Genomic DNA, 2,130 nt, shown 5'->3' on the forward strand with positions numbered 1-2,130 from the left:
CAAGCTAATGAATTAGAGACCGCACTGGAGTCACTTCCGGATTGGCTGGCAATCTCTGCGCGCAAAGGGATTGCGCGACGGTTTAAGTTTAAAAATTTTATCGAGGCGTTCGGTTTTATGAGCCGGGTTGCACTGTTGGCTGAAAAAGCCAACCACCATCCTGAGTGGTCTAATGTTTATGCGCAGGTCGATATATTCCTCACCAGCCATGACGCGGGTGGTTTGACCCAAAGGGACGTGGATTTAGCCCTGCAGATTGACAAATTGTTGTGATTATTCGTTAGAATTGCCTGATTTTGTAAAAAGCCAGCCAGCACAGAGTTGCCCCCAGCATAATCGCTGTCACCAATTGGGCTGTGGCGCTTAGGGTCAATAGGCGCGGCGCAGCGTAGGAGAGCAGTGCGAGGGGTAGGGTAAGGCCAAGCGCTTTATCGTGTTTGCCCAATGGATATAGCCAGTTCGCCCAAAGCATTGCCCCAATAATCATTAGCGTTTGGGGGAACCAAAATAGAAAATTGGCAAAATGGCTTGAATGGGGTGATAGTCCATAAGCCATAATATCAAAATAGAAGAAGGCCGACACAAAGAACCCAAGAATCATGCAAATTGCGCCATAGCGGTTTGTTGGGGGGGCGAAGGGCGCAAACAAAAAACGCAATGTGCTAAGTGCGAGCAATAGCATTGCCAACATCAAAACACTGGCGTTGATGGGGTCGTAGCGGTTTGCCGCAAATAGCATAGTTTCACCCAAACCAAACAAAAACACGGCAATTAGATTGGTGGTTCTAAGCATTTATTTGGCCCATTTGTTGCGTGAGATTCATCAAACGCGAACCAATTTGGTGGTTTGGAGGTTGAGAACTCAGGTTTGACAGTCTACATGTGCTGTTAAACCTTTAATAGCGGCAGGTAGCAAATGTTTGAAGCAATCACCAAATTATTCGGCGGGAAATCTGCACAAGGTGATGATGACCCCATGCTCGATCCCAAAGTTTGCGCAGCGGCGTTGCTGGTGCATTTATCCGCTGTTGATGGTGAAGTGAGCGAAAGCGAGCGCAAAACCATCGAGCGCACGCTAACAGAGCACTATAAGCTAAGCGCAGCGGAAGTTGCTGACCTTGTGGTGTTGGCCACAGCAAAAGACCATGATGCTGTGGATTTTTATGGGTTCACCTCAACGCTCAACAAGCTTGATCCCAACGAAAAACTTAACCTTATACGCATGATGTGGCAGGTGGTGTTTGCGGACAGCGAAAACCATGAGTTGGAAGACAATATGGTTTGGCGCGTGGCTGAACTGATCGGTGTTTCGGCCCGTGATCGCACGCTATTGCGTTCAGAAGTTCGTCGGGAATCCACAGCAGGCGAATAGGGCGCAAGCTTTTGTTCATTTTCGCAGGCTGCAACTGGGCGAAGAGGCTTTTTGCAAATTGCGACGCAAGGTGCGAACGCACTTGCCAGATCAGTTAACGTCTTTCCCCTAAACCCCAGATTTCTAACACCAATTGTAAACTCAGCTGCTGCAAAAAACTGGCACGCTTTGTGCAATCTATTGGGCGTCGGGAGAGAGTTTTGCGTACCGACTAAAAATTCATGGCTCGCTCGTCCGGCGTATTTCGGGAGCGGGCCATAAATTTAACTGCGATTTGAATTCTGTGAGGCTGCGCATTGCTGCCCCCTTGTCGTAACGGGTTTCAATCGCTACATATGCCAACAAGCGGCACGCAAATTAGGAGACCCCTTGCATGACTTTTGCCTTGATCCAAACATTGCTGATGATATTGGGCCTTGTGAAATGGATTGTGATCATCATGATCATCATGAGCTGGCTTTTTGCTTTCAACGTCATCAATGGTTCCAACCAAGTTGTTGCGATGATTTGGAAGTTGGTTGATGGGCTTACGGATCCTTTGCTTCGCCCAATCCGCAAAATCGTTCCAAATATCTCCGGTCTTGATCTGTCCCCCATTGTTTTGTTCGTCATCATTTTCTTCATTGAAATGCTGTTGAGCAGCTGGGCACGCGGTATGTTCTTCTAAACACCGAGCGATTTTTATGAGCAATGTTCAAGCCTGGCGCCAAACCGACGCTGGGCTTGAAGTCTTTTTGCGCGTGACTCCAAACGCCCAT

The 2,130-nt window shown here is 48.2% G+C and carries 4 protein-coding genes; 3 read left to right on the plus strand and 1 reads right to left on the minus strand.

Annotated features, from left to right (window positions below; all coding sequences use genetic code 11):
- Window positions 1-273, plus strand: a 273-nt coding sequence (locus tag Q0231_RS00930; protein WP_299343844.1) for a 4a-hydroxytetrahydrobiopterin dehydratase, incomplete at its 5' end; no start/stop codon positions are given.
- Between the two features lie 7 nt (window positions 274-280).
- On the opposite strand, the gene Q0231_RS00935 is transcribed toward Q0231_RS00930, so the two are convergent.
- On the minus strand, window positions 281-793 hold the full coding sequence (locus Q0231_RS00935) for a hypothetical protein (protein ID WP_299343847.1): 513 nt from the start codon (window positions 791-793) through the stop codon (window positions 281-283).
- Window positions 794-916: 123 nt separating this feature from the next.
- On the opposite strand from Q0231_RS00935, the gene Q0231_RS00940 reads away from it, so the two are divergent.
- Window positions 917-1,372 (plus strand): TerB family tellurite resistance protein, encoded by a 456-nt coding sequence (locus tag Q0231_RS00940; protein WP_299343850.1) that lies wholly within the window; start codon window positions 917-919, stop codon window positions 1,370-1,372.
- Between the two features lie 373 nt (window positions 1,373-1,745).
- The gene (locus tag Q0231_RS00945; RefSeq protein ID WP_269393503.1) at window positions 1,746-2,039 is read left to right on the plus strand and encodes a YggT family protein; all 294 of its coding nucleotides are present in this window, start codon (window positions 1,746-1,748) and stop codon (window positions 2,037-2,039) included.
- The last annotated feature ends 91 nt before the right edge of the window (window positions 2,040-2,130 follow it).

Origin of the sequence: uncultured Maritalea sp. (genome assembly GCF_937139385.1) — a bacterium.
In the GTDB taxonomy this organism is placed as follows: Bacteria; Pseudomonadota; Alphaproteobacteria; order Rhizobiales; family Devosiaceae; genus Maritalea; species Maritalea porphyrae_A.

Excerpts from the sequence above, each read along its gene's own strand:
- Q0231_RS00935 (WP_299343847.1), bottom strand. The coding sequence starts at position 793 with ATGCTTAGAACCACCAATCTAATTGCCGTGTTTTTGTTTGGTTTGGGT.
- Q0231_RS00940 (WP_299343850.1), top strand. The coding sequence starts at position 917 with ATGTTTGAAGCAATCACCAAATTATTCGGCGGGAAATCTGCACAAGGT.
- Q0231_RS00945 (WP_269393503.1), top strand. The coding sequence starts at position 1,746 with ATGACTTTTGCCTTGATCCAAACATTGCTGATGATATTGGGCCTTGTG.